At 68.3% G+C, this 21,878-nt stretch carries 31 protein-coding genes, 2 tRNA genes and 1 pseudogene; 25 read left to right on the top strand and 9 right to left on the bottom strand.

Features of this window, described 5'->3' with window-relative positions:
* Positions 1-37: 37 nt before the first annotated feature.
* Positions 38-109: transfer RNA gene (locus QFZ21_RS06860), tRNA-Thr, on the top strand.
* 36 nt (positions 110-145) lie between these two features.
* Positions 146-219: transfer RNA gene (locus tag QFZ21_RS06855), tRNA-Met, on the top strand.
* Positions 220-434: 215 nt separating this feature from the next.
* On the opposite strand, the gene QFZ21_RS06850 is transcribed toward QFZ21_RS06855, so the two are convergent.
* A complete protein-coding gene (locus QFZ21_RS06850) occupies positions 435-971 on the bottom strand; it encodes a hypothetical protein (protein WP_307375848.1) in 537 nt (178 codons plus the stop codon).
* 91 nt (positions 972-1,062) lie between these two features.
* On the opposite strand from QFZ21_RS06850, the gene QFZ21_RS06845 reads away from it, so the two are divergent.
* Positions 1,063-1,293: a hypothetical protein gene (locus QFZ21_RS06845; protein WP_307375845.1), complete on the top strand. Its 231-nt coding sequence runs from the start codon at positions 1,063-1,065 to the stop codon at positions 1,291-1,293.
* Between the two features lie 52 nt (positions 1,294-1,345).
* Here the strand turns inward: QFZ21_RS06845 and QFZ21_RS06840 are convergent, their stop codons facing one another.
* From QFZ21_RS06840 to QFZ21_RS06825, 4 genes are all read right to left on the bottom strand, one after another.
* Positions 1,346-1,645 (bottom strand): hypothetical protein, encoded by a 300-nt coding sequence (locus QFZ21_RS06840; protein WP_307375841.1) that lies wholly within the window; start codon positions 1,643-1,645, stop codon positions 1,346-1,348.
* A 23-nt stretch (positions 1,646-1,668) separates the two neighbouring features.
* Positions 1,669-1,902, bottom strand: a complete 234-nt coding sequence (locus QFZ21_RS06835; RefSeq protein ID WP_307375840.1) for a hypothetical protein — start codon at positions 1,900-1,902, stop codon at positions 1,669-1,671.
* A gap of 141 nt (positions 1,903-2,043) precedes the next feature.
* Positions 2,044-2,469, bottom strand: coding sequence for a GNAT family acetyltransferase (locus QFZ21_RS06830; RefSeq protein WP_307375837.1), 426 nt, complete (start codon positions 2,467-2,469; stop codon positions 2,044-2,046).
* Complete coding sequence (locus QFZ21_RS06825; RefSeq protein ID WP_307375833.1) at positions 2,469-2,834, bottom strand: helix-turn-helix domain-containing protein; 366 nt, start codon at positions 2,832-2,834, stop codon at positions 2,469-2,471. Before QFZ21_RS06825 ends, QFZ21_RS06830 begins: the two co-directional genes overlap by 1 nt.
* A 71-nt stretch (positions 2,835-2,905) precedes the next feature.
* Between QFZ21_RS06825 and QFZ21_RS06820 the strand changes: the two genes are divergently transcribed.
* Both QFZ21_RS06820 and QFZ21_RS06815 read left to right on the top strand, forming a co-directional pair.
* On the top strand, positions 2,906-3,943 hold the full coding sequence (locus QFZ21_RS06820; RefSeq protein ID WP_307375831.1) for a zinc-binding alcohol dehydrogenase family protein: 1,038 nt from the start codon (positions 2,906-2,908) through the stop codon (positions 3,941-3,943).
* A 99-nt stretch (positions 3,944-4,042) separates the two neighbouring features.
* Positions 4,043-4,315 (top strand): hypothetical protein, encoded by a 273-nt coding sequence (locus QFZ21_RS06815; RefSeq protein ID WP_307375828.1) that lies wholly within the window; start codon positions 4,043-4,045, stop codon positions 4,313-4,315.
* Between the two features lie 25 nt (positions 4,316-4,340).
* Here the strand turns inward: QFZ21_RS06815 and QFZ21_RS06810 are convergent, their stop codons facing one another.
* Complete coding sequence (locus QFZ21_RS06810) at positions 4,341-4,637, bottom strand: hypothetical protein (RefSeq protein WP_307375825.1); 297 nt, start codon at positions 4,635-4,637, stop codon at positions 4,341-4,343.
* Positions 4,638-4,798: 161 nt separating this feature from the next.
* Between QFZ21_RS06810 and QFZ21_RS06805 the strand changes: the two genes are divergently transcribed.
* The 10 genes from QFZ21_RS06805 to QFZ21_RS06760 all read left to right on the top strand — a co-directional run bounded on the left by QFZ21_RS06805 (position 4,799) and on the right by QFZ21_RS06760 (position 9,363).
* Positions 4,799-4,960 carry a hypothetical protein gene (locus tag QFZ21_RS06805; RefSeq protein WP_307375823.1) on the top strand — a complete coding sequence of 54 codons (162 nt, stop codon included), beginning with the start codon at positions 4,799-4,801 and terminating at the stop codon, positions 4,958-4,960.
* Between the two features lie 186 nt (positions 4,961-5,146).
* Positions 5,147-5,602 (top strand): Asp23/Gls24 family envelope stress response protein, encoded by a 456-nt coding sequence (locus tag QFZ21_RS06800; RefSeq protein WP_307375820.1) that lies wholly within the window; start codon positions 5,147-5,149, stop codon positions 5,600-5,602.
* On the top strand, positions 5,599-5,790 hold the full coding sequence (locus tag QFZ21_RS06795; protein ID WP_307375818.1) for a DUF2273 domain-containing protein: 192 nt from the start codon (positions 5,599-5,601) through the stop codon (positions 5,788-5,790). The genes QFZ21_RS06800 and QFZ21_RS06795 overlap by 4 nt, the downstream gene beginning before the upstream one ends.
* Positions 5,787-6,134 carry a hypothetical protein gene (locus QFZ21_RS06790; RefSeq protein ID WP_307375813.1) on the top strand — a complete coding sequence of 116 codons (348 nt, stop codon included), beginning with the start codon at positions 5,787-5,789 and terminating at the stop codon, positions 6,132-6,134. The genes QFZ21_RS06795 and QFZ21_RS06790 overlap by 4 nt, the downstream gene beginning before the upstream one ends.
* A complete protein-coding gene (locus QFZ21_RS06785) occupies positions 6,131-6,697 on the top strand; it encodes a DUF6286 domain-containing protein (RefSeq protein ID WP_307375810.1) in 567 nt (188 codons plus the stop codon). Before QFZ21_RS06790 ends, QFZ21_RS06785 begins: the two co-directional genes overlap by 4 nt.
* A complete protein-coding gene (locus QFZ21_RS06780; protein WP_307375808.1) occupies positions 6,694-7,311 on the top strand; it encodes a hypothetical protein in 618 nt (205 codons plus the stop codon). Before QFZ21_RS06785 ends, QFZ21_RS06780 begins: the two co-directional genes overlap by 4 nt.
* A gap of 110 nt (positions 7,312-7,421) precedes the next feature.
* Complete coding sequence (locus tag QFZ21_RS06775) at positions 7,422-7,595, top strand: CsbD family protein (protein ID WP_307375805.1); 174 nt, start codon at positions 7,422-7,424, stop codon at positions 7,593-7,595.
* A 240-nt stretch (positions 7,596-7,835) separates the two neighbouring features.
* On the top strand, positions 7,836-8,402 hold the full coding sequence (locus tag QFZ21_RS06770; RefSeq protein ID WP_307375802.1) for an RNA polymerase sigma factor: 567 nt from the start codon (positions 7,836-7,838) through the stop codon (positions 8,400-8,402).
* Positions 8,399-9,019: a hypothetical protein gene (locus QFZ21_RS06765; protein WP_307375799.1), complete on the top strand. Its 621-nt coding sequence runs from the start codon at positions 8,399-8,401 to the stop codon at positions 9,017-9,019. Before QFZ21_RS06770 ends, QFZ21_RS06765 begins: the two co-directional genes overlap by 4 nt.
* Positions 9,016-9,363, top strand: coding sequence for a hypothetical protein (locus QFZ21_RS06760; RefSeq protein WP_307375794.1), 348 nt, complete (start codon positions 9,016-9,018; stop codon positions 9,361-9,363). Before QFZ21_RS06765 ends, QFZ21_RS06760 begins: the two co-directional genes overlap by 4 nt.
* A gap of 68 nt (positions 9,364-9,431) precedes the next feature.
* Here QFZ21_RS06760 and QFZ21_RS06755 read toward each other — a convergent pair.
* Positions 9,432-10,278, bottom strand: a pseudogene (locus QFZ21_RS06755) (SDR family oxidoreductase).
* 93 nt (positions 10,279-10,371) lie between these two features.
* Here QFZ21_RS06755 and QFZ21_RS06750 point away from each other — a divergent pair.
* The 10 genes from QFZ21_RS06750 (at position 10,372) to glmM (ending at position 19,511) form a co-directional block, all read left to right on the top strand.
* Entirely contained in the window at positions 10,372-10,737 is a 366-nt protein-coding gene (locus tag QFZ21_RS06750; RefSeq protein WP_307375791.1) for a helix-turn-helix domain-containing protein, read from the top strand.
* Between the two features lie 99 nt (positions 10,738-10,836).
* Positions 10,837-12,378 (top strand): APC family permease, encoded by a 1,542-nt coding sequence (locus tag QFZ21_RS06745; RefSeq protein WP_307375789.1) that lies wholly within the window; start codon positions 10,837-10,839, stop codon positions 12,376-12,378.
* Between the two features lie 30 nt (positions 12,379-12,408).
* Positions 12,409-13,257, top strand: coding sequence for a tRNA pseudouridine(38-40) synthase TruA (truA, locus tag QFZ21_RS06740; protein WP_307375787.1), 849 nt, complete (start codon positions 12,409-12,411; stop codon positions 13,255-13,257).
* 2 nt (positions 13,258-13,259) lie between these two features.
* Complete coding sequence (locus tag QFZ21_RS06735; RefSeq protein WP_307375785.1) at positions 13,260-14,564, top strand: hypothetical protein; 1,305 nt, start codon at positions 13,260-13,262, stop codon at positions 14,562-14,564.
* A gap of 69 nt (positions 14,565-14,633) precedes the next feature.
* Complete coding sequence (locus QFZ21_RS06730; protein ID WP_307375783.1) at positions 14,634-15,524, top strand: hypothetical protein; 891 nt, start codon at positions 14,634-14,636, stop codon at positions 15,522-15,524.
* A 42-nt stretch (positions 15,525-15,566) separates the two neighbouring features.
* Positions 15,567-16,235, top strand: coding sequence for an endonuclease/exonuclease/phosphatase family protein (locus QFZ21_RS06725; RefSeq protein ID WP_307375780.1), 669 nt, complete (start codon positions 15,567-15,569; stop codon positions 16,233-16,235).
* 9 nt (positions 16,236-16,244) lie between these two features.
* Positions 16,245-16,997 (top strand): MBL fold metallo-hydrolase, encoded by a 753-nt coding sequence (locus QFZ21_RS06720; protein WP_307375777.1) that lies wholly within the window; start codon positions 16,245-16,247, stop codon positions 16,995-16,997.
* 181 nt (positions 16,998-17,178) lie between these two features.
* Positions 17,179-17,625 carry a 50S ribosomal protein L13 gene (rplM, locus tag QFZ21_RS06715; RefSeq protein ID WP_307375774.1) on the top strand — a complete coding sequence of 149 codons (447 nt, stop codon included), beginning with the start codon at positions 17,179-17,181 and terminating at the stop codon, positions 17,623-17,625.
* A gap of 27 nt (positions 17,626-17,652) precedes the next feature.
* Entirely contained in the window at positions 17,653-18,138 is a 486-nt protein-coding gene (gene rpsI, locus QFZ21_RS06710; protein ID WP_307375770.1) for a 30S ribosomal protein S9, read from the top strand.
* Between the two features lie 14 nt (positions 18,139-18,152).
* Entirely contained in the window at positions 18,153-19,511 is a 1,359-nt protein-coding gene (gene glmM, locus QFZ21_RS06705) for a phosphoglucosamine mutase (protein WP_307375768.1), read from the top strand.
* A 117-nt stretch (positions 19,512-19,628) separates the two neighbouring features.
* Here the strand turns inward: glmM and QFZ21_RS06700 are convergent, their stop codons facing one another.
* A complete protein-coding gene (locus QFZ21_RS06700; protein WP_307375765.1) occupies positions 19,629-21,146 on the bottom strand; it encodes a hypothetical protein in 1,518 nt (505 codons plus the stop codon).
* Complete coding sequence (locus QFZ21_RS06695) at positions 21,077-21,862, bottom strand: glycosyltransferase family 2 protein (RefSeq protein WP_307375762.1); 786 nt, start codon at positions 21,860-21,862, stop codon at positions 21,077-21,079. The genes QFZ21_RS06700 and QFZ21_RS06695 overlap by 70 nt, the downstream gene beginning before the upstream one ends.
* Positions 21,863-21,878: the final 16 nt, after the last annotated feature.

Raw genomic sequence — 21,878 nt, 5'->3', positions numbered from 1 at the left:
TGGTATTCTCGTGTGGTTGCCCCGAGAGGGGCAGCACGCCCCGATAGCTCAGTGGCAGAGCACTTCCATGGTAAGGAAGGGGTCGTCAGTTCAATCCTGACTCGGGGCTCGCAGCATTCTTCTCACACGCGGACGGATGCCTCGCGGCAGGGTAGCTCAGCTGGTTAGAGCGCACGACTCATAATCGTGAGGTCGCGGGTTCAAGCCCCGCTCCTGCTACAGATCAAGACCCCGGTTCGCCGGGGTTTTTCTGTATCCCAGGAGAGTTGCGGTGTAGCCGACAGGGCAGCCGTACTGCCCGTTTCGGTCCAGCTCCGAGGCAGATGATAGCTGGCCCCCTGTCAGTGCCGCGCGTTAGAATGAATGAACGGCGGGCAGTAGCCCTCGGAGCCTGGCAGTCTTCCGGACGGTAGACGAGCCAGGCTCACGTGTTTCTAGAGCTGGGTGACCCGCGATTCGACGATCGTGTCGATGCGGCGGATCCAGTCGCCACCGTTCGAGTAACACCAGGCGACAGCGTCGCTCACCCAGAGAAGCGGATGCTCATGAGGCGCGACGTGTCGATACTGCATTTCTGATGATCCGGCGCGGCGGAGCACGTCGGCGATCAGCCGACGGTCGGCGCGCTCAAGAGACTCGTCTCGTTCGATGATCAGTAGTGCGGCACCGCTCTTGACGGCCTCCGCGACGAGTGCGCCAAGAGACAGCGGTCGAGCCTCTTTGTCCGGTCTCCGTTTCGCAATCCAGACGGAGACACGCACATCGAGCGCGCACATGCTCGAGAGGATCTGCCGTCGACGGCTGTCGCTCTCGCTCTTGAAGTGGATACGCCGCTGGCCTGGCTTGAGAAGGTCACGGAGAGCTCGCTCGGACCCGCGCAAGTCTCCGATCGCGATTGCGGTCGCGACAACGTAGTAGCCGCGCGCCTTGGACTCGTCGACATAGACGCGGTCGTCTGGGCGGAAGGTCACGAGTCAACCGTAGACACGGGGTCGGACAGATCAAGACCCCGGTTCGCCGAGGTTTTTCTGTGGCCAGAGGCAGCGTGGATAGGCTCGTGTCATGCCGGCTTCAGAAGAGAACACGTCCGTCAGTCTCGCTTGGGGCAAGCTGCTCCTCGGCATCGCGGCGCTGATCTTCAGCGTGTCCTCGGCACTGTCGGCTCAGGAATGGTGGCAGTTCGTGTTCGCCGGGGTGCTGGTGCTGCTCGGTGTCGTGCTGCTGGTCAGCGGCTCGCGCGATCTGATCGCACGCATGCGAGAGAGCCGACTTCCCCAAGACGACGTCGTTTAGAGATGTCCCGCTCGGGCGCCAGAGCCACGGTTCGCGATCACCAGCCAGAGGGTCACGCGTGGCTGGCCGCCCCGGGGTCGGGTACCGCATCGATCGACTTCAGCTGCGTCTTGACGGCGGCGAATGCGGCAGACCAGCCGGCGCCCAAGCCTGCGGCGGTGGTGCTGGCGGCAGCCAGCTGACCTCCCGACTCGGCGACGGCGGCGAAGACGAACCAGACCGCAGCGGCGACGATGCCGATGATGGCTACGGCAGAGATCAGTCGTAGGGAGGCGCGCAAGCGCTTCGCGCGGCTCGCCTCGGTGCCCACGTCTTTTGCTCCCGAGCGAACTTCGATCCCGGCATCATCCATGTCTCGATTCAACCCGAACGCGGTCAGAACAGCATCCGCCGCTCGACGGACATCGCGAGGCTGATATCGCCCAGCGGATCGCCCACCTGAGCCGTCTCAGCGGAAGCCTCGCCCAGCGCGGTGCGATCGTTGCGCTCGTGCATGGGGGCCAGGCCCACTTGGAACAGGATGCTGGTGACGAGCGCCGCCGCGACCACGAGGGCGACGCCGACGAGCGGACGCCAGAACGTGGGCTTCCTTATTCGAAGAGCTGCCACCAGTACGCCGCGAAGAGGATGAGTGGGATGAGCACCCACAGGGCCACCGCCAGCCCCTCCGACCGAGGGCGCTCGGCGACAAGCGGCTCGGGCGCGTCTTCTCCACGACCATGGGCCGAATGTAGCACCGGCCCCGGGGTTCTACCCGTCCGGGATCAGGCGCTTCCCGGTGAGCAGGGTGCTCTCGCGCGTGTAGTCGATTCCGTCGTAGAACTCGAGCACCGCGTCATTCCCCGCGCGGACCATGAGCATCACCTTCGGGCAGCCCAGCGCCAGGAGCCGTGACTCCGCTTCTTCGACGAGCCGCCGCCCGACTCCCTCGCCGCGTCGCTCCGGCGAGGTCGCCAAGTAGTAGAGCCAGCCGCGGTGGCCGTCGTATCCGGCCATGACGGTCCCGACCAGAGCGTCTTGGTCGGTCGCGACGAGAAGCAGCTCGGGCCAGACGGCGCGAGCGCGACGGATGTCCTCACGGGGGTCGTTCCACGGCCGGGTCAGGCCGGTCTCCTCCCAGAGCGCGACCACGGGCTCGACGTCGACATCCGTGAGCGGGCGGATCTCCACGGCCATCAGTCGACCGGCGGAAAGCGCTCGATGTTCGCCTCGACCCAGTCCCGCAGTGCGCGCAGCGGCTTCTCGGCATCGACGCCGAGCTCGGTGAGCGAGTACTCCACCCGCGCGGGAACCTCGGCGTAGACCGTGCGCTCCAGCAGCGCGCGCGTCTCCAGGCGCCGCAGCGTCGCGGTGAGCACCTTGGGGCTGATCCCTTCCAAGCGGGTCTTCAGCACCCCGAACCGCTGCGGTCCTTCGCTGAGGGCGCCGATCGCGAGAGCGCTCCACTTGTCGGCAAGCAGATCGAGTACCCCACGGCAGGGACATTGCGCGTCGTAGACGTCGTGCGGGGTGTCGATGCGGCAGGCGGTGTCGGTCAGCATCCGTCCATGGTATCTCTCGGATACTTGGGGCGCTTGCGGGTAACTAGGGGTGTTCGGATAGCGTGACCGACATGGCCAACGACACTTCCTCCCTTCCTGCCCGCATGCCCGCGATCGGCGCTCGCGGCCGACGTCCCGTCTCGGACGCGGAGTCGCTCTCCGACATCACTCTCCCGGTGCCCACCCCGTCGGGTCGCGACCTCCTGGTCGAGGTGGAGGGAGTCTCCATCAACCCGGTCGACGTGAAGGTGCGCGCCGGCTCGCCGACCTCGGGCGACCACCGCATCGTCGGCTACGACGCGGTCGGCGTCGTCGTGGGTGTCGGCGACCAGGCGAGTCGATTCTCGGTCGGGGACCGGGTCTACTACGCCGGACAGATCGACCGCCCCGGCACCAACAGCCGCTACCACCTCGTCAACGAGAACATCGTCGGCCACGCACCCTCGTCGCTCTCCACGGCCGAGGCCGCCGCCCTGCCCCTGACGGCGATCACCGCGTGGGAAGCACTGTTCGACAAGCTCCGCCTCGACGACCGCAGCGAGGGCACCCTCCTCGTGATCGGCGCGGCGGGTGGCGTCGGCTCCCTGATCATCCAGTTCGCCAAGGCGCTCACGAAGCTGACCGTCATCGCGGTGGCCTCGCGGCCGGAGTCGATGGAGTGGGTGCAGCAGATGGGCGCCGACCACGTCGTGGGTCGTGACTTCGCCGGTGAGGTCGCCGCTCTCGCACCCGGCGGTGTCGACTACGTCTTCACCTCCTTCACGCCCGGCAACGTGAAGGCGATCGCCGACGTCATCCGCCCGCGCGGCGAGGTCGTCTCGATCGACGAGACCGGCGGCAGCATCGACGCGCTGAAGGGCAAGAGCGTCACCTGGCACTGGGAGCTCATGTTCACACGTCCGGTGACCGACCCGGCCGACGCCTACCAGCACGAGCTTCTCGAGCAGGTCGCCGAGCTCGTGGACGACGGCGTCATCCGCACGACCATGACGACTCACCTGACCCCACTCGATGCCGCGACGATGCGGCGCGCGCACGAGATCGTCGAGGAGTCGAGGACCATCGGCAAGGTCGTCGTCACCGACTGGCCGGAGAAGACGAAGCCGTAATCCTGACGCCGACCCGACGGCCGCTCCCGATCCGGTGGTCATCTTGTGCCCGAGCGCAAGCCCCTGCGTGGAGCGGCCGTCGAGGCGTACCGTCGCCTCATGATCCACGTACTGGAGCACACCAGAACCCACGTCGAGATCGACGGTCGCGACTTCCTGCTGGCACCGGGACAGGATCTCGTCGAACTGATGGACCGGATCGAGGAGGCAGCCCAATCCCCGGGCACCTTCGTCCATTTCCAGACGGACGCGATGTCGCTGAGCGCACTGATATCCACGACGACGCACGTCATGATCGGCGTCGAAGTCGAGTCGGCGACCGATCCGCCTCTCGCCCTGTCCGAGTTCATGATCCCCGAGTGGGAGTACTGAGCGGCCGGGTCTCAGCGGCCGAACCTCAGCGCCGGTCGCGCGGATCCGTCGGCGGCGGAAGATGCGGGATGGGGATGGGGCGCGTCGCGCGAGACGCGTCCTGGAAGCGCTGGACTGCCTCGACCACGTCCTGCACGGACGAATAGCGCAGCGCCAGCGGCAGGTCTCGCAGCCACAGCACCTCGACGTCGGTGGGAGCATCTTCGTAGATCCGACACACGACGCGGCGGTGATCGCCGTTCGCATAATGCGAATCGTGCACAGCCCAGTCGGTCGCGCCCACCCGTACGAGGGTGAACCGTGGGCCTGAAGCCTGCTCCATGATTCTCCTGACTGTCCCCAGCATGCAGGATGCGGCACTCGCCGCACCGGAAGTAGCCCCTTGACAGCGGCGGCGTCCTCGGCGGATGTCAAGGGGATCGTCTGCTCCGTCGTCGACGACGGAGACTGATTGTCCTGCCCGCATGACGATCGGAGACGAGAATGTCAGACCCCCAGGCCGCCCCTGACCCCAACCGCGAGGTCGACGCCACCGGAGTGGATGCCGACATCGTGACCAATGATCACGATCCGGAGCCCGACGACCTCCCCGAGGCCAAGAACGACGAGGACGACGACTCCGTGGAGGTCTCCGACCTCCCGTAGTCGACAACCGACCGCGAAGGGCCCGCATCCCGCGAAGGATGCGGGCCTTCGCGCGTCGCCGAGCGCCCGCCGAAAAGATTCTTCGACGAATTCGTGACGTTCTGGCGCCGGCATCCGTCCTAGTGGTGTCGCTGAAGTGCGACCCGGGTCCCGATCGGACGCGGCATACAGATGAAGGAGTTCATGATGGCGAATGTGACCGGCGGCACCCAGGCCAAGACGCAGGTCGTCGCACCGCAGCAGACGATCACGACGGACACCGCGACCGGGAGGACGACGATCGAAGACGGCGTCGTCGCGAAGATCGCAGGCATCGCGGCCCGTGAGGTCAGCGGGGTGTACGCACTCGGCGGAGGAGCCGCCCGCATGGTCGGCGCGATCCGCGATGCGCTCAACACCAGCGACCTCACCCAGGGGATCTCCGTCGAGGTCGGCGAGACCCAGGTCGCCGTCGACGTGACCATCGTCGCCGCCTACCCGGTATCGCTTCAGAAGGTGGCGGACGACGTGCGTGCGGCGATCCACCGCGCAATGGTCGAGCTGGTCGGCATGGACGTCGCCGAGGTCAACGTCACGGTCAACGACGTGCACATCCCGTCCGAGGACGACACGGCCGCTGCCCCTGAGGCGCGAGTCCTGTGAACGCCTCGGTGATCGGCGCGGGTGTCGCGGCAGTGCTCGCACTCACCTGGATCGCGTTCGGCTTCTGGGCCTTCGTGCTCGTCGCGGTGGCCATGCTGATCGGCGCCGCGGTCGGACGCATCATCGACGGTCGACTCGACGTGCGTGCGCTCGCCGACGTCTTCCGGGGCCGGCGCTCGTCATCATGACGATCGACCTTGCAGACGAGGCGGTGCCGGTCGAAGTCCGAGGGACGACGACCTTCACCAGCCGAGCGCTGCAGCGACTCGCCAGCGGCATCGCGAGCGACACCGCCCGGGTCTCGGTGCGCGATGTCTCGGTGAACCTCGCCGATGAGCGGGGAGCGCTGCGCGTGTCGGTCACGGTACCCGTGGCGATCACCGGAGCGTCGGGAGCGACGATCGTCGAACGGGGCGAGGAGCTCCGTCGCGGCGTCGTCGACGGCATGAAGGAGCTTGCCGGCAGGTCGGTGGGAATGGTCGACGTCCGTTACGCCGGCGTCCGCCGAATCACAGAGAAGAGGGTCAGATGACGAACGAAAAGGCGACGTATCGTCGCGTGCTCCGTCGCGAGACCCACGCGCCGCGGACCCTCCCGGCCGTGGTCGTCGCGTCCGTCTTCCTCGTCCTACTCATCGCGCTGATCGCCGGGGGGATCTGGTGGCTCGTCGATCCGTTGTTCCGCGAGACGGCCACCGCCTGGTTCGCAGGCACGGCGGAGTTCGCCCGGACGCAGCCCGCGGCCATCACCGCCGGCATCGTGCTCGTGATCCTCGCTCTCGTGCTGATCGTTCTCGCCGTGACGCCGGGACGGCGCCCCCGCCGCGCTCGCACGACGGAGCGCACCGCCCTGCTCGTCGACGACGGTGTGATCGCCGACTCGATCGCCGACGCGGTCGCACGGCGCACCGGGATCACCCGCGGGCAGGCATCCGTGACCGTCGGACGCCGGATCGCGACCGTGCGGATCACCCCGACGAGTGGTAGGGCGATCGATCGCGCTGCCGCTGAGTCCGCCCTGAGCGAGACGGTGTCGAGCATCGGCTTCGCCGCGACGCCGCGCATCGTCGTCACCGCCGAAGGAGTCATCGCATGAACGCCACGAACCGTGTGACCAACCGCGTACTGCTGTTCCTCGCCGGGGTGATCCTGCTGACCGCCGGTGCCGCCACACTCGCATCCGGGCTCTTTGCGGCCGGCGATCCGCCGGTCTGGTTCCGGGAGCCTGTCGCGGCGGTATCCGACGCCTGGGTCACGGCAGCCGGATGGAGTGTCGACCTGGGCGGGATCGGCGCGGTGCCCGTTCTCCTGCTCATCGCTGCGGCCGTCGTGGTCGTGCTCACCGTGCTGCTCCTGGTCTTCGTCTGCACGCGAGGCCGCGGGCGCACGAAGAGCGTGCTGTGGATCGATGCCGAAGACGGGCGGACGACGGTCGACGCGAGCGTCGCCGACGCCGTGCTCACCGGCCCGCTGCTCGACCGGCCCGATGTGCTCTCGGCCCGAGCCAGCGCCTACCGGGTGAAGAAGACCCGCGCGATCGAACTCGCGGTCATCGTCCGTCCCGGAGCCTCGCTCGCGAACGTCGTGTCCGCGGCAGAGGCCGCGATCAGCGACTGGGACGCCCTGCTGGGCAGTCGCGTCCCGGTGATGCTGCACCTCTCGGACCGGCGTTGGCGCGACGCGTTCCAGTCCAGGGCGAGAGTGCAGTGACAAGCTGAGGCCGAGCGGAACTGCCGGATGAAACAGAATTTGCGCGCGGAAGCATCCGCGCGAGGATTCGGTCCCGAGAGTCGAGATCGATATGAGGAAGAGGAGACGCCATGGGCGCTGAGGACAAGATCAAGGCCGCTGCAGAGAAGATCGCCGGCAAGGCCAAGGAAGCGGTGGGTAACGTCACCAACAACGACGAGCTCGTCGCCGAGGGCAAGGCCGACCAGGTCAAGGGCAACGTCCGCGACGGTGTCGAGGACGTCAAGGACGCCTTCAAGAAGTGACGGCGTCAGGGGAGGGGCTCTCGGGTTCCTCCCCTCGCCGGCTTCGTATCGGAGACGCGACGCACGCGTGTCGTTCTCCCACGGCCTACGTGCCGATCGAAGCTCTGAGGAGTGAGGAATGCACAGCATGTGGAGTGGTCCGAACGTCGCAGGAGGAAGCTGGGTGCGGAGTGATCCGATCCGATCCGATGCGGCGTCCGTTCCGAATCTCCCAGGGGAGCTGAGCGAGGAGTGGGGCATATGGCAGACGAGCGTTTTCGCAGGATGCTCGAAGACGCCGACGACCGCATCGTCGCCGGCCGGGCGATGGACGGAGACGTCGAGGCGTTCGCGGTGCTGGTGCGGAGGTACACGCCGATGATGCGCGCGTACACGCAGCGGATGCTGAACGCATCGGCCGACGTCGACGACATCGTGCAGGAGTCCTTCGTGACCGCCTGGCAGCGGTTCAGCGAACTCGAGGACCCGGCGAAGGTGAAGAGTTGGCTGATGCGGATCGTGAGCCGGAAGGCCGTCGACCGCATCCGCGCCCTGCGCCCCGCCGTCGACATCGACCTGATCGACCGGCCGGCGCCGCTGCACGCCTCGCCGTCCGCCGTCGTCGAGGTGCGAGCGGAGGTCGCCGCACTGGGGGCCGCTCTCCGTGAACTGCCCGACGCGCAGCGCGAATGCTGGGTGCTGCGCGAGATCGGCGGCTACTCGTACGAGGAGATCGCCGAGGAGCTGGACATTCCCCTGACCACCGCGCGAGGACTGCTTGCGCGTGCACGGAAATACATGATCGTACGGATGGAGGAGTGGCGATGACCGACGACGAACGCGCTGACCTTCGCCGACTCGGCCTCGAACCGACGGACCTCGACGGGCACACCCTCGACGAGCTGACCGACTACCTCGACGCCGGCCGACAGCCAGCCAACAGGTCGATCGACGAATCGCCGGGCTGTCAGCTCGCGCTCGATGCACTCGATCGGCTGCACGGTCTGGGCGCCGAACTCATCGCCGCAGACGCTGCCGCATCGCCGGAGGTCGATCCGGGCTGGGTCGACCGCATCCTCAGCGGCATCGCGCTCGACGCACGCGCCGGCCGCCGGATCCCGTTCGAGTCGCCGGAGGCGACTATCGACCTGGCGATCACCGAGGGCGCGGTCCGCGGGCTGATCCGCTCGGCGGAGAACACGGTGCCGGGGCTGCTCGTCGGCCGCTGCCGGCTCGAAGGCGACGTCACCGATCCCGGGGCGCCGATCCGGATAGAGATCGAAGCGAACGCCCTGCTCGGAGAGCCGATCGTCCTGGCCGCCGAGAGGCTTCGCGAAGAGGTCGGCGTGCGGCTGCGCAGTCACACCGAGCTGAACATCGTCGCGATCGACATCGCGATCAGAGACATCCAGGAGGTGTCGTCGTGGACGAAGCAGGACCGATGACGACGGAAGCTCGTGCGGATCTCGCCGCCGCGGTGGAGAAGACGGTGCGGGAGACGCCGGGCGTGCACAGCGTGTACCGTTCCGGCTCCCTGATCTCGAACCTGGTGCGAACCGGTGCGGAGGTGCTGCGGGTCCGCAACGACAGCCAGCCGATCGTGACCGTGATCTCCGGAGAGCGCGGGGTCGCGGTGGAGGCATCCATCGGGATCGACTTCCGCTCGGGAGCGGCCGCGATCCTCCGGGCGGTCCACGAGGCGGTCGACGGCCTGCTCCACGCGGGCGGCCTGACGCGCGACAGCATCACTCTCAACGTCGTGTACGTGCAGCCGCCCGAGGCTTCCTGAGCGGCGAACGGATGCGCCCCGCCTCCTCGGTCGGAGGAGGCGGGGCGCATCCGTGGGGACGGGGACGCTCAGGCGATCACCCGGAGCCCTTCCACGAGCGGCGTCGTCGGCCGGCCGATGAGCCGCGCCAGCGTGCCGTCGGTCTCGGCGAGCGCGCCGTTGCGGATGCCCTCGTCGAGGGCCACGACGAAGCCGACGGTGCCCGCGTCGAGTCCGGCGCTCTCGAGCGCGGCACGCTGCTCGTCGGCGGTCTGGCACTCGTACCGGACCGGCCGTCCGACCACCTCGGAGATCGCCGCAGCGAGATCGTCGTAGTTCCAGGCCACGTCTCCGCCGAGCTCGTACGTCTCGCCGATGTGCCCGTCCTCGAGCAGCACGGCGGCGACGGCCTCCGCGAAGTCCTTGCGGCTGGCAGAGGCGATGCGCCCGTCACCGACGGCCGGCCGAGACCACGCCGGTCTCGGCCGCACGGGAGAGGTCGGCCGCATAGTTCTCGGTGTACCAGTTGTTGCGGAGGATCACGGCGGGAAGACCGGCTGCGGCGATGAGCTCTTCCGTCGCCTTGTGCTCGGGCGCGAGGACGAGGTCGCTCGTGGTGGCCTTCGGCGCGCTCGTGTAGACGAACTTCGAGACGCCCGCAGCCTTCGCGGCGTCGATCACGGCCTGGTGCTGCGCGACGCGCTGCCCCACCTCGGAACCCGAGACCAGGACCACCGAGTCGACTCCGTCGAGCGCGGCGGCGACCGTGGCGGGCTGCGTGTAGTCGAGATGCGCGACGCGCACGCCGAGGTCGGCGGCCTTCGCGACATCGCGGGCGCCGGCGACGATCGACTGCGGATCGGCTCCGCGCTCGAGGAGGCTGGCGATGATGAGACGGCCGAGGTTGCCGGTGGCGCCGGTGACGAGGATGGTCATGAGAGTCCTTTCGTGGGTGACTCCACTGACAACCCCGACGCCGGTTCGATACATTCCGCCCGTCGGGTACCCACTTTGAAGTAAGGTACCTACATGTCGGTGAGTTTTGCGCAGATCAAGGAGTCGATCCCCTCTGTCTTCGATCAGGGGTGCGGGACACGGGTCGTGCTCGACCACATCATGAGCAAGTGGGGTGTGCTCGTGCTGTCATCTCTCTCGGATGGCACGCACCGCTGGGGCGAACTGCGGCGCGCGGTCGACGGGATCAGCGAGAAGATGCTCGCCTCCACACTGCGCACTCTCGCCGACGACGGTCTGGTGCATCGCGAATCGTTGCCGACCGTGCCTCCGCACGTCGAATACAGCCTGACCCCGCTGGGTCGCGATCTGATGGAGCGGATGCTGCCCCTCATGGAGTGGGTCGCCGACCACGCCGACGGGATGCTCGGTCGGGACTGACTCTGCGGATTCCATCGTCCAAACAGCGCTAAGACCGCGGAATCCGTCGCCCGAAGAAAAGGATTGACGCGAGAACCGCAGCGGCCCTACTGTTCTGACATGGCCGCAACGACGCCGATTCATCTGGAACGACCCGACGGCAAGGGTCTGGCTGCAGGCACACTGGGACTCTGGGGATCGACCGTCATCGGTCTGGCCTCGACCGCCCCCGTGTACTCCCTCGTGGCGACGCTCGGATTCGTGGTGCTCGCGGTCGGTGCCCAGGCGCCGATCGCGTTCATCATCGCGTTCGTGCCGATGCTGCTCATCGCCTTCGCCTATCGCGAGTTGAACAACGCGGTGCCCGACTGCGGTACGACCTTCACCTGGGGCACCAAGGCGTTCGGCCCGTGGGTGGGCTGGATGGGCGGCTGGGGAGTGACGGTCGCCGGCATGGTGGTGCTCGCGAACCTCGCCCAGATCGCCTCCGTCTACTTCTGGTCGCTGATCGGGCAGGATCTCGAGAACAACGACTGGCGCGTCGTCCTCGTCGCCGTGCTCTTCATCGCCTCGATGACCTGGGTCAGCTGGCGCGGCGTCGAGATCGGCGAGCGCATCCAGAACATCCTGCTCGGCATCCAGTACCTCGCCCTCGCGATCTTCGTCGTGACGGCGCTGTGGCAGTTCTTCTCCGGCACCGCCCCGAACCCGACGCCGTTCGACCTCGAGTGGCTGAACCCCTTCGCCTTCGCCGACTACTCGGGATTCATCGAGGCCATCCTGCTCGCGCTCTTCATCTACTGGGGCTGGGACACCTGCCTCGCCCTGAACGAGGAGACCAAGGACCCGAAGCGCATCCCCGGTCGCGCCGCGCTGCTGACCACCGTCATCCTGCTCTTCACCTACGTCGGCGTCACGATCGCGGCCATGATGTACGCGGGGCTGGGGGAGACGGGCACCGGGCTCGGAAACGAGGCCAACGCCGATGACTTCTTCCTGGCGATCAAAGACGGGCTGCTCGGCCCGTTCGGGTGGGTGCTCGTGGTCGCCGTCATCATCTCGGCGGTCTCGTCGACGCAGACCACGATCCTCCCGACCGCCCGCGGCACCCTCGCTATGGGCGTCTACCGGGCTCTTCCGGCGAAGTTCAAGGATGTGCATCCGGTCTACAAGACGCCCTCGTTCTCCACGATCGTGATGGGTGTGGTGGCCACCGCGTACTACATCGGCATGACCCTGATCAGCGACGACATCCTGCAGGACTCGATCCTCTCGCTCGGCCTCGCGATCGCCTTCTACTACGCCATCACCGGGTTCGCCTGCGTCTGGTTCTTCCGCAAGGATCTGACCAGCTCCGCCCGCGACTTCTTCTTCAAGGGGCTGTTCCCGCTCCTCGGCGCGCTCATGCTCACCTACGCCTTCGTGCAGTCCGCGATCGACATGTGGCAGATCGACTACGGCTACACCGAGCTCCTCGGCATCGGCGGCACGTTCGTGATCGGCATCGGCTCATTGGCCTTCGGGCTCGTGCTGATGTTCGCCTGGTTCCTTTTCCCGCGGTCGAAGCGGTTCTTCCGCGGCGAGAGCCTCAACCGCGACACCGAGGTGATGGTGCCGGACGAGCCGAGTGTCACGATCCGCTCCATCGACGGGGGCATCTGAGCGCCGACGGGCTTGTCCTAGGCTGGCTTCGTGCGAATCCGGCTCGACATCGCCTACGACGGCACCCATTTCCGCGGATGGGCGAAGCAGCCGACTCTCCGCACGGTGCAGGGCACTCTCGAGGCGGCGCTCGCGCGGATCGTCGGCTCCGACGTGCAGTTCGTCGTCGCCGGACGGACGGATGCCGGGGTGCACGCGACCGGCCAGGTGGCGCACGTCGACCTCGACGAGACGCAGTGGGGTCGCATCGAGGCGCGCCATGGTCGCGCAGCACAAGACCCCGCCGGCTCGATCGCCGGACGCATGCGCGGGGTGCTCGGCGCCTACTCCGACGCGACGGTCACCCGATCGTCGATCGCGCCGGAGGGATTCGACGCCCGGTTCTCCGCGGTGTGGCGCCGCTACCGCTACCGCCTCGCCGACCAGCAGGCGGGGTTCGATCCGCTGCGGCGCCTCGACACCACCAGCATCCGCGGGCGTCTGGACGAGCAGGCGATGGATGCCGCCGCGCAGACCCTCATCGGGCTGCATGACTTCGCGGCCTACTGCAAGCCGCGCGAAGAGGCGACGACGATCCGCACGCTCCTCGACTACCGCTGGTCGCGGGATGCGGAGGGCGTGCTCGTGGCCGAGGTCAAGGCCGACGCCTTCTGCCACAGCATGGTGAGAGCACTCGTCGGCGGCTGCGTCGCGGTGGGGGAGGGGCGCCTCGACATCGGAGACCTCGCGATCCTCCGCGACGCCCTGACGCGCACGAGCGAGTTCAAGGTGCTCGCCGCCCGGGGCCTCACGCTCACCGAGGTCGGCTACCCGGCCGATGAGCTCCTGTCGGCACGCGCGGAGCAGACGCGCGCCCGCCGCGACGTGGCGAGCGACTGATCATGTCGGCATCCTTCGTCGAGGTCACGTCTCCGGCGTGGTCGTTCTGGCGGGCCTGCGTCGACACCTGCATCGGCCTCATCGTCGGCACCCTCTACGCTTTCGCCGGCATCCTCGTGATGGGGATCGTGGGGGAGGAGGCGCTCTCGTCGCAATACGAGCAGATCGATCTCGACCCGGTGTTCCGCGCGAGCATGGGCGTCATCCTGCTGGCCGGAGCGGTCCTCGGCATCGGCGTGCCACTGATCGCCACGGCCGAACGTCTTGCCGCGTTCCATGCCGCTGAAGCATCCGCCAGGGAGAATCCCGACGGCGTGCCGCAGCGGCGCCTCCGCCTCAGCCTGGCGAAGTCGCCGTTCGCACTGCTGCAGACCACGGGAACGACCATCTTCTGGGTTCTGGTGGGGCTCGGAGTGATCTTCGCGATCGGCCTGCTCTTCACGGAAGACCTGCGTGAAGACGCCGTCAGCTGGATCGCTCTGGCCGTGATGGGCGCGATCGCACTGGCGGGGTGGCTGTTGCGGATCGCCGGGCGCCGAGGTGTGAGATCGACCTCGTCGCGCCTGGGACAGCTGAACGCGCGGTGGCAGCGTCTCGTGCCGGAGGCGAATGCGGCGGATGCCCGTCGTCGCGACGCGGCGGTGCGGGTCGCGCCCCCGGCTTGGCTCACGGTGCCGACCGCACGCACCCTCGCCAAGGTGGCCGCTGTTCTCACGACGGCGACGTTCGTCGCCCTCGGCGCCTTCATGCTCTCGGTCTACATGCGTCAGCAGTGCCGCACCTGCGACCCGGTCTACTGGGACGAGCCGATCGAGAACGGGATCGACGTGCTCAGCCTCGCCAGCGGCATCGCGCTCGCCGCGTGCGCCGCGATCGCCGTGATCGCCTGGATCGGCGGTGTCGTGCTGCAGGCCGTGCGCGAAGTCGCGCTCGTCCGGTGGCTCTCGTCCGATGCGCCGCGACGGATCTCCCCGGTCCTGCTCACGCCCCTCGTCTCGGGAACCAGGGCGATGGTCCGGCTCCAGTACGGCCTGAGCGCGGTGGCGGCGAGCGTGATCGTCATCGCCACCGGCGTCGTCTGGGCCGACGCCGATCTCTTCGACGCGGATGCGGCGCTGATCGCGGCCGTCGGCCTCATCGTCGTCGCTCTGCTTCTGGGCTGGACGGATGCCGGGCGCAGCCGCCGCGAACGTCAGGCGATCCGTGACAGAGCATTCCCCGGAGACCTCGACAGCCCGGCGAAGGGAGACCCGACAGCGGACAGCGCCAAGAGGGGAAAGCGCCCCCGCAGGATGCGTCGCCGTTGACTCCCACCCGACCGATCTGACCAATATGCTGATCGCATCGGTACGGTCGGGCACCACGGGGGTGAGGCGATGGAACAGCGATTCGACCAGCGCGGTGCGTTCGCCGGAGCGCTCCGCGCCGCCATCGCGGAGCGCGGGATCACCCTGTCTCGATTGCAGACCCTCCTCGTCGACGACGGAAATCCCGTGTCGATGGCGACCCTCAGCTATTGGCGTTCCGGCGCCAGACAGCCGGAGGGCGCGCAGTCTCTGAGCGTCGTCGAGGGCATCGAGGATCGGCTCGGCCTTCATCGCGGGCACCTGAGCTCGCTGCTCGGACCCTCCGCGCGCCTCGGACCGATGTCTCCACCGCGGCTGCCGTTCGACGAGGAGCGCGAGAACCGGGAGACCGCCGAGACCCTGGCCGCGCTCGGGTCGGTGGAGCAGGACGCGCTGCGCGACCTCTCGACCCAACTCACCGTCGAGGTCGGCCGGGACGGCGCCGTGGAGAGCATCGTGATGAGGTGCCTGGTGCAGGCGACGCGCGGATCCCTCGCGGAGATACCCCTGATCGACATCGCCCCTATGGAGACGGACGCGCTCTCCGTCATCTCGGACGTCATCGGCGGACGCGTCGTGCGCGAGTATCTGCATCCCGGTCGGCTGCTCTCGGGTGTGGTGATCGCTCTCGACGAGCCGATCACCACGGGGGCGACCACCCTCTTCCAGTTCACCGAGACGTTCCCTCCCGGGTACCCGCGACGGCAGTCGGCCTGGCACGGGACCACCCGCGCGGCGCGGGAGACCCTCATCTGGGTGCGCTTCCACCCCGACGCGCTGCCCAGCTGGTGCGAGGAGTACTGCGAGACCGACGACGAGTACGTCTCGGCCATGCGGTCGGTACGCAGCGGATCGGTCCATCTCGCCCGGCACGGATTCGGGCCGGGGGTGCTCGGCATCCGCTGGGGATACGACGAGTGATCGGAGCCAGACCACAGGCTCGAGCGGTAGCGTGGAACGGTCATGAAGGTCATCTCGTACAACCTCCAGAAGCACAAGGCCGCCGGTGAGCTCGCCGCGCTCGTGAGCGCGCACGATCCCGACATCCTCTGCCTGCAGGAATGCGATGTCGTGGAGCTGCCCTCCGAGATCGGCGATCTGGTCCTCGCCGATGCCACCCAGGGCAACCGGCTCGGAATCGCGCTCTACTACCGGCAGAGCGCCTATCACCTGCAGGGCATCCGGATGCTGGGGCTCAAGAAGTCGCTGCATGACCGGATCGCCAAGCCGGCGCACGAGCGGGTGCTCGGAGCCCGGCTGCGCGACATCGACGACGGCCGCGACTTCATCGTCGCCTCGTTCCATGCCGCGCCGCTCACAGCCCTGAACTCGCTGCGACGCCATCAGATCCGCGCGGCACTCGACGAGCTCGCCTCGCTCGGCGAGGGGCTCCCGCAGCTCATGGTCGGGGATTACAACTACCCGATCTTCAAGGAGAACCTCGGTCAGGCCGTGCGGGATCACGGCTACTCGCTGACGATGAGCGACGATCACACGTACACCCGGTACCGCGTCTTCCGCGGGCACTACGACTTCGCGACCTCCAAGGGGTTCGAGATCCAGGGGATCACGACGCTGCCGCAGGGCTCGAGCGACCACCGGCCCATCCTCGTGACCGTCGACGCCGACTGAAGGCAGCACATGACTCAGATCTCCGCGCTCCTGGTCGGCGGACCGACCCTGCACCTCACCTACGCGGGGCTCTCCTTCCTCACGGATCCGACGTTCGACGAGCCGGGCGACTATCCCGGACCGATCACGCTGTACAAGTTCACGGGGCCCGCGGTGCCGGCATCCGCTCCCGGTGCGATCGACGTCGTGCTGCTCTCGCACGACCAGCACGACGACAACCTCGATCACGCGGGACGCGAGCTGCTGCCGGTTGTGCCGCTCGTGCTCGGCACAGCCGACTCCGCGACGCGAATCCCGCAGGTCACCGGCCTCGCACCGTGGCAGCAGCATCGGATCGGGGCGGTGACCATCACGGCCGTGCCTGCGCTGCATGGCCCGGAGGGTGCGGAGGCGCTGTCCGGGGCGGTCACCGGATTCGTGCTCGAGGCGGAGGGGGAGTCGACGGTGTACGTGTCGGGCGACAACGCCTCGGTCGACGTCGTCCGCGAGATCGCCGGGCGCTTCCCGCGGATCGACGTGGCCGTGCTGTTCGCCGGCGCTGCCAACGTGGGTCGCTTCGGAGACGCCGACCTGACGCTGAACGCGCGGACCGCCCTCGAAGCCGCCGAGGTCCTGTCGGACGCCGTCATCGTGCCGGTGCACGCCGAGGGCTGGTTCCACTTCTCCGAGACCCGGGAGCGTCTGATCGGGATGTTCGCGTACGCGGGCCGGAGCGATCGCCTCCGGGTGCTCACGGCGGGGGAGCGCACCACGATCGGGTGACCCGGTTTGGGGAAGGGCGTCGGGTGGCGTATGCTGTCTCTTTGGTGCCCGTCCCTGTACTGCGGAGGCGGAGCATCATCCGAACGTGAGCCCTCCACTGGCGTGTTCCTCCCCCTGGGAAGAACCACCCCGGAGTGGGATTCACGAACTTCTCCGTTCGACATAAGAAAGCAGCACTATCGTGACGCGCACTTACACCCCCAAGGCCGGCGAGGTCCAGCGCAGCTGGGTCGTCATCGACGCCACCGACGTCGTTCTCGGTCGTCTGGCATCGCACGCCGCCACGCTCCTGCGTGGCAAGCACAAGCCGACCTTCGCCAACCACATCGACTCGGGTGACTTCGTCATCATCGTGAACGCCGACAAGGTCGCGCTCACCGGTCAGAAGCTCCAGAAGAAGCTGGCTTACCGCCACTCCGGTTTCCCGGGCGGCCTCAAGTCGGTCACCTACGCCGAGCTGATGGAGAAGAACCCGGTCCGCGCCGTGGAGAAGGCCATCCGTGGCATGCTCCCGAAGAACAGCCTCGGCCGTCAGCAGCTGACGAAGCTCAAGGTGTACGTCGGTGCCGAGCACCCGCACGCCGCTCAGCAGCCCGTGCCGTACACCCTCGACCAGGTCGCCCAGTAAGCGCCGTAAAGACTTAAGGACATACTCGTGGCTGACATCCAGGACACCACCGAAAACCCCCAGAGCTTCTCGACCTCGACCCCCGAGACCGACGCAGTCGAGGCGGCTCCCCGCCCCGTGCTCAACGTCCCGGGCGCCGCAGTCGGCCGTCGCAAGCAGGCCATCGCCCGCGTGCGCATCGTCCCCGGCTCCGGCACGATCACGGTCAACGGCCGTACGATCGAGGACTACTTCCCGAACAAGCTGCACCAGCAGCTGATCAACGACCCGTTCACGGTGCTGAACCTCGCCGGTTCGTACGACGTGATCGCCCGCATCTCCGGCGGTGGCCCCTCGGGTCAGGCCGGCGCGCTGCGCCTCGGCATCGCCCGTTCGCTGAACGGCATCGATGAGGAGAACAACCGTCCGACCCTGAAGAAGGCCGGCTTCCTCTCGCGCGACGCTCGCGTCAAGGAGCGCAAGAAGGCTGGACTCAAGAAGGCCCGTAAGGCGCCTCAGTACTCGAAGCGTTAAGGTCAACTGCTCCGATGCCGATCTTTGGCACGGACGGTGTGCGAGGACTTGCCAATGGCATCCTCACCGCCGACCTCGCGCTCACCCTGGCCCAGGCGACTGCTGTCGTCCTGGGCCAGGGCCGTACTGCGGAGTCTCGCAAAGCCGAAGGCAAGCGACTCCTCGCAGTTGTCGCCCGTGACCCCCGCGTCTCGGGACACTTCCTCACGGCCGCGGTCTCCGCAGGACTCGCCTCGTCCGGGGTCGACGTGCTCGAAGCCGGGGTCATCCCGACGCCGGCACTCGCATTCCTCGTCGCCGATCGTGACGCCGACTTCGGTGTGATGATCTCCGCGTCACACAATGCGGCGCCCGACAACGGCATCAAGATCTTCGCGCGCGGCGGGCGAAAGCTCCCCGACGTCGTCGAACAGCGCATCGAAGAGGCCATGGCGGGCGAGAAGCTGCGTCCGACCGGCGCCGGCGTCGGTCGTATCGAGAGGTTCTCCGACGCGGAGGATCGCTACGTCCTGCACCTCCTCGGCTCGCTCCCGAACCGGCTCGACGGCATCCACGTGGTGCTCGACTGCGCCCATGGCGCGGCATCCGGCGTCTCCCCGGAGACGTTCCGCGATGCGGGCGCCGAGGTGACCGTCATCGGTGCGGAGCCCGACGGCTGGAACATCAACGACGGCGTCGGCTCGACGCACCTCGACAACCTCGCCGAGGCGGTCGTGCGTCTGGGCGCCGACATCGGCATCGCCCACGACGGCGACGCCGACCGCTGTCTCGCGGTGGACGCCGAGGGCAACCACATCGACGGCGACCAGATCATGGCGATCATCGCGCTCTCGATGAAGGAGCGCGGTCACCTCACCGACGACACCCTCGTCGCGACCGTGATGAGCAACCTCGGTCTGCACGTCGCGATGCGCGAGCACGGCATCACGGTGCGCCAGACGGCCGTGGGCGACCGGTACGTCCTCGAGGACATGAACGCCGGCGGCTATGCGCTGGGCGGCGAGCAGTCCGGTCACGTGATCATGAGCGAATTCGCCACCACGGGCGACGGCCTGCTCACCGGCCTCCACCTGGCAGCCGAGATGGCACGTCAGAAGAGGTCGATCGCCGAGCTCGCCTCGGTGATGACCGTGTATCCGCAGGTGCTCATCAACGTGCGCGACGTCGACAAGGATCGGGTCGCCGACGACGAGGGCGTGCAGCAGGCCGTCCGCGAGGTCGAGGCGGAACTGGGTGACACCGGACGCGTGCTGCTGCGCAAGTCCGGCACTGAGCCGCTCGTGCGCGTCATGGTCGAAGCGGCCGACGCCGAGTCGGTCCGCGCCTACGCCGATCGCCTCGCCACGGTGGTGCAGGAGCGCTTGGCGCTCTGACTCATCGCCGTCTCACGCGAAGAACAGCGAGAACGCCCCGCCCGATCTCCTCGGGCGGGGCGTTCTCTGTGCGGCAGCGGTCGCACGCGATCCGCACGCACGAATCGCGCGACCCGATCAGGGCGCAGCGCAGACGCGGTAGGCGCCGGCGTCGAGGAGGACCTCGGTGGTGCACGCATCTCGCGTGAGGCGAGGCACGTCCGCCATCGCGGGTGCGTCGAACATGCCGAGGTGCGCGCCGCTGAGCACGATCGGCGCCACCGCGTAGCCCCACGGCGATGCGGCCAACCATTCGACGTCGTTCTCCGCGACCCAGGCGGCGATCGGCGCGATCTCATCCTGCTGACGCTGCAGCGTGTAGGTCTGGGCCGTGCTCACGGCCACGACGTGCAGCACGGCTCCGGCACCGACGACGAGCGCCAGAACCGACGCCGCGACGACCCCCGTGACCCGCAGGACGGTGCGCCGCGGCATCCGCACGACCGCCCAGACGGCGACGGCGGCGAGGATCGGGAAGAACGCGAAGACCCCGGGGGCCGGGTGGCGCACCCACAGGGGCAGACGTGACGCGGTCGCCCACCAGCCGATGAACGCGAGCGCTCCGACGAACGCGGCCAGCGCGTAGGCGATCACGACTCGGTCTTCGGGGGATGCGGTGCGCCACTGCCGGGTCACGCCTGCCGCGGCGAGTCCGAGGGCGATGACCGCACCGATGACCGCGACGATCGCGGGAAGAGACCAGGAATCCGCGAGTGTGCCCAGCTTCTGGAGCACCGAGGTCGCCGCGTCACCCTGCCCGCCGCTCAGCAGGAAGCCCCCGAGTGAGCGCACGTGTTGGACGTATCCGGGGACACCGAGAGAGAGGAGCGCGACGACCTCGAGCAGAAGCGTCGGCGCGGCAACGAGCACGAGAGGCAACCAGGAGCGACGCACAAGGTCGCGGAAGCGCGCCCGGCCGGTGCCGTCGGAGAGGACCCACAGCGCGATCGCGAATGCGGGCAGGGCGAGCAGGGCGATGAGCTTGGCCTGGACGGCGAGGCCGACGAGGAGGCCGGCCAGCCACGCCCGACGGGGCAGCACGATCAGCGCCCAGACGATGAGCGCGGCCGCGGGGATCTCGCCCAGCAGATCGGCGGGACCCTGGATGGGGGAGAACCCCGCGCTGGTGGTGAATGCGAGCGGAACGGCCGCGGCGAGCAGCGCCGCCCAGCGACCGCCGATCCTCCGCCCGATCACGACGAGGCCGGCCAGCAGCAGCACCCAGTAGGCCAGGGGGATGAGGCGTGCCGCCATGACCGGATCGATGCCCGTGGCGAGCAGGAGCGCGACGGGGAGCAGCACCACCGGCCCCGTCGAGATGCGGGGGTCGAAGGGTGTGATGGTCGAACCGGAGAGGGCTCCGTCGCTCGAGTAACCGAGCCCGGCGAGCAGGTTCCGCGGAACCGTCAGGTTGAACGCCTCGTCCTCCCAGAACCGCCAGACGACGAGGCTGTGCCACGCGACGATCACGTGTCCCACGAGGAGAGCGGCGGCGATCGCCCAGAACAGGATCGTCCGGGTGCGGGTCATCGCGCTGCGGGCTCCGGACGACGGATGCTGCGCAGCGGCGCCGACGGACGCAGCGAGAGCGCCCATGCCTCACTCAGAGCACCGCGCACGAACTGGCGGAGGCGCTTGGGAGGGAGGCTCACGCCCGAGCCACGACCCCACATGGTCCCCGTCGTCGACGCACCGCGCCGCGGGATGCTCGCGACCCGGAGGTACCGCACAGTGAAGCCCGCGCGCGCCTCGGCCAGGGAGAAGTGCACGTGCGGCACGGATGCATCCGCAGGGACCGCGTCGACGAGCACCCGCAGTGCATCGGGACGATAGGCGCGCAGCGGTGTGTTGACGTCCGGGATGCGCCGCCCCGCGGCCAGGGCGATCAGGATGCCGACGGCGGCGGTCAGGGCCTTGCGGTACCAGGGATCGGAGCGCCCGTCGCGGACGCCGTGGACGACGTCGGCGTCGGCCTGCGCGAGGGCGGCGAGTAGGCGAGGGAAGTCACGGCCGTAGAACTGGCCATCGCCGTCGACGTGCACCAGCACCGAGGGGTTCGCACCCAGACCGGCGCGGTAGGCGGCCAGGGCGGTCGGGCCATGACCGCGGTTCGTCGGCTGCACCTCGACGGTCACGTCCTCGACGCCGTCGAAGGCCGCTGCCGTCGCATCCGTCGACCGATCGTCGGCGATGTGGAAGCTGACGCGGTCGGCCAGAGGTGCCACGCAGTTCCTGATCTCGTCGATGAACCCTCGGATGCCCTCGTCTTCATTGAAGGCGGGCATGACGACGGCGAGATGGGAGACAGTCACTGGGGTCCTCGAGATG

It is taken from the genome of Microbacterium sp. W4I20, assembly GCF_030816505.1.
Taxonomy (GTDB): domain Bacteria; phylum Actinomycetota; class Actinomycetes; order Actinomycetales; family Microbacteriaceae; genus Microbacterium.
Note: the sequence above shows the minus strand (reverse complement) of the source record. Positions and strands in the feature narration are given on the sequence as shown.

Excerpts from the sequence above, each read along its gene's own strand:
- QFZ21_RS06845 (WP_307375845.1), top strand. The coding sequence starts at position 1,063 with ATGCCGGCTTCAGAAGAGAACACGTCCGTCAGTCTCGCTTGGGGCAAG.
- QFZ21_RS06830 (WP_307375837.1), bottom strand. The coding sequence starts at position 2,469 with ATGGCCGTGGAGATCCGCCCGCTCACGGATGTCGACGTCGAGCCCGTG.
- QFZ21_RS06735 (WP_307375785.1), top strand. The coding sequence starts at position 13,260 with ATGTCGGCATCCTTCGTCGAGGTCACGTCTCCGGCGTGGTCGTTCTGG.
- QFZ21_RS06760 (WP_307375794.1), top strand. The coding sequence starts at position 9,016 with ATGACGACGGAAGCTCGTGCGGATCTCGCCGCCGCGGTGGAGAAGACG.
- QFZ21_RS06725 (WP_307375780.1), top strand. The coding sequence starts at position 15,567 with ATGAAGGTCATCTCGTACAACCTCCAGAAGCACAAGGCCGCCGGTGAG.
- glmM (WP_307375768.1), top strand. The coding sequence starts at position 18,153 with ATGCCGATCTTTGGCACGGACGGTGTGCGAGGACTTGCCAATGGCATC.
- QFZ21_RS06780 (WP_307375808.1), top strand. The coding sequence starts at position 6,694 with ATGAACGCCACGAACCGTGTGACCAACCGCGTACTGCTGTTCCTCGCC.
- QFZ21_RS06700 (WP_307375765.1), bottom strand. The coding sequence starts at position 21,146 with ATGGGCGCTCTCGCTGCGTCCGTCGGCGCCGCTGCGCAGCATCCGTCG.
- QFZ21_RS06745 (WP_307375789.1), top strand. The coding sequence starts at position 10,837 with ATGGCCGCAACGACGCCGATTCATCTGGAACGACCCGACGGCAAGGGT.
- QFZ21_RS06800 (WP_307375820.1), top strand. The coding sequence starts at position 5,147 with ATGGCGAATGTGACCGGCGGCACCCAGGCCAAGACGCAGGTCGTCGCA.
- QFZ21_RS06730 (WP_307375783.1), top strand. The coding sequence starts at position 14,634 with ATGGAACAGCGATTCGACCAGCGCGGTGCGTTCGCCGGAGCGCTCCGC.
- QFZ21_RS06815 (WP_307375828.1), top strand. The coding sequence starts at position 4,043 with ATGATCCACGTACTGGAGCACACCAGAACCCACGTCGAGATCGACGGT.
- QFZ21_RS06805 (WP_307375823.1), top strand. The coding sequence starts at position 4,799 with ATGTCAGACCCCCAGGCCGCCCCTGACCCCAACCGCGAGGTCGACGCC.
- QFZ21_RS06750 (WP_307375791.1), top strand. The coding sequence starts at position 10,372 with ATGTCGGTGAGTTTTGCGCAGATCAAGGAGTCGATCCCCTCTGTCTTC.
- QFZ21_RS06765 (WP_307375799.1), top strand. The coding sequence starts at position 8,399 with ATGACCGACGACGAACGCGCTGACCTTCGCCGACTCGGCCTCGAACCG.
- QFZ21_RS06790 (WP_307375813.1), top strand. The coding sequence starts at position 5,787 with ATGACGATCGACCTTGCAGACGAGGCGGTGCCGGTCGAAGTCCGAGGG.
- QFZ21_RS06770 (WP_307375802.1), top strand. The coding sequence starts at position 7,836 with ATGGCAGACGAGCGTTTTCGCAGGATGCTCGAAGACGCCGACGACCGC.
- QFZ21_RS06840 (WP_307375841.1), bottom strand. The coding sequence starts at position 1,645 with ATGGATGATGCCGGGATCGAAGTTCGCTCGGGAGCAAAAGACGTGGGC.
- QFZ21_RS06820 (WP_307375831.1), top strand. The coding sequence starts at position 2,906 with ATGGCCAACGACACTTCCTCCCTTCCTGCCCGCATGCCCGCGATCGGC.
- QFZ21_RS06775 (WP_307375805.1), top strand. The coding sequence starts at position 7,422 with ATGGGCGCTGAGGACAAGATCAAGGCCGCTGCAGAGAAGATCGCCGGC.
- QFZ21_RS06810 (WP_307375825.1), bottom strand. The coding sequence starts at position 4,637 with ATGGAGCAGGCTTCAGGCCCACGGTTCACCCTCGTACGGGTGGGCGCG.
- QFZ21_RS06825 (WP_307375833.1), bottom strand. The coding sequence starts at position 2,834 with ATGCTGACCGACACCGCCTGCCGCATCGACACCCCGCACGACGTCTAC.
- QFZ21_RS06785 (WP_307375810.1), top strand. The coding sequence starts at position 6,131 with ATGACGAACGAAAAGGCGACGTATCGTCGCGTGCTCCGTCGCGAGACC.
- QFZ21_RS06720 (WP_307375777.1), top strand. The coding sequence starts at position 16,245 with ATGACTCAGATCTCCGCGCTCCTGGTCGGCGGACCGACCCTGCACCTC.